Raw genomic sequence first — 1,647 nt, 5'->3', positions numbered from 1 at the left:
TCGCTGCCGAGGGGCAGCGCGTCGCGGTCGGGGCGGGAGGTGTGCTCCAGCCGGTACGTGGCGGGCTCGGGCGTGACGGGGAAGTAGCTGGTGCCGGGGCGGGCCGGGATCTCGGTGCCGTCGCGGAAGAGCCGCAGGCTCTCGTTCCCGGCGGTCGGCGCGTTCCACACCGAACCCTGGTGTTCACCGTCGCTCAGCGACACCGGCAGGACGAGTTCGTCGCCGTCGTGCAGCCCGGCGATGACCGCCGGGGCCGGGGCCCGGAACCAGACCGGATCGGCGCGCTCCCCCGGCTCGTACGCCACGGTGGGCGCGCACAGGTTCGCGCGCGCCACCTCGGGGCCGAGGACGCAGTGGCGCCACGCGACGTCCGGCGATGCGGTGACCATCTCGACGCGGCGCTGCGGCACCGTGATCGGGTGCTCGAAGCGGAGGGCACTCGCGATGCCGTCGGTGCGCGGCTCGCGGGTCTCGGTGTACGTGTCGTCCCGGCCGAGCAGCGAGCGGTAGTCCGCCTCGATGCGCGCCAGCTTGCGCACCTCCGCGCGCGTGACGCGGTAACGCGGCGGATCGGGGATCACCTTGCTCCGGCCGAGCACCAGTTCGTACACGTCGGCCTGCTGCCCGCGCGGCCTGCCGTCCGCCTCCAGCCGCCAGCGGGTCTCGAACGCCGCGCTGCCGTGCCGCACCGGTCCGGTCGGCTGGAGGAAGACCCGGCCCTGCTCGATCTCCTCGCCGGTGGCGAAGATCCCCTCGTCCATACCGCCGGTGCCGGCGGCGTCGCGGCGGGCGTAGTGGATGGAGACGTGCCGCACCTCGGTGTCGGCGCCCTCGACGGTCGCGGGGCGCAGCGGCAGCGCCTTGCGGGCGTCGATGGTGTAGGACATGTCGGCGTCGACCTGCACCTCGGGCGAGCCCGCGAAGGCGACGCTGGCGGGCTCGCCGTCCGCCGCGGGGGTCTCGACCTTGGCCATCATCGTCAGCGGGCCCGGCAGCATGCGGGCGGTGGCGCGGCCGTTCTCGTCGAGGTGGACGGTGCGGAACCCGCCGCCGGTCTCCGGGTACGTGTTCTGCATGTTGAGCAGCCACAGGGTGCCGCCCGCCCAGGGCCGGCCGTTGCGGTCCAGGACGGTCAGGTCCACGTCGTGGCGGGGCGGTTCGCGGTAGAAGCTGAGCGGCAGGGTGACGGTGTCGTGGCCGCTCCCGGTGAGGACCACGGCGCCGGAGTAGACGCCGGGCGCCACGTCCTCGGGCGTCAGCGTCACCGTCACCCGCTCCGTGGCGCCGGGCGCGACGGTCACCGCGGCGGGGGTGACCGTCACGGCGTCGTCGGCGAGGGGGGCGCCGGCGCGCTCGGTGGCGAGGTCGGTGAGGGAGACGGCGCGGGGCTCGGTGCCGTTGTTGGTCAGGGTGAGCCCGATCGACGCCGGGCGGTCGCCCTCCGGGTAGCGCAGGTAGCCGAAGTCGACGTTGCCGCGGTTGAGTTGCAGCGTCTCGTTCGCGGCTCCCGGCAGGTCGAGGACCCCGGCGCCGGAGGTGTGCGGCCGGGGCTCGGCCGCGTCGCCGTCCGCGGTGGTCATGAGGGCGGTCTTCACGCGCCGCCAGTCCCAGTCGGGGTGCTTCTGCAGCAGCAGCGCGGCGGCGCCG

The 1,647-nt window shown here is 75.0% G+C and carries 1 protein-coding gene; it reads right to left on the bottom strand.

Annotation, left to right across the window (positions count from 1 at the left end; translation table 11 throughout):
* Positions 1 to 1,647 (bottom strand): Fn3-like domain-containing protein (locus tag H5J30_RS31830; RefSeq protein ID WP_374101044.1); only part of this gene is annotated, 1,647 nt, incomplete at both ends.

Source organism: Streptomyces phytophilus (assembly GCF_013870535.1).
GTDB classification, from domain to species: Bacteria; Actinomycetota; Actinomycetes; order Streptomycetales; family Streptomycetaceae; genus Streptomyces; species Streptomyces phytophilus.
This window is presented reverse-complemented; position numbering and strand designations above follow the sequence as displayed.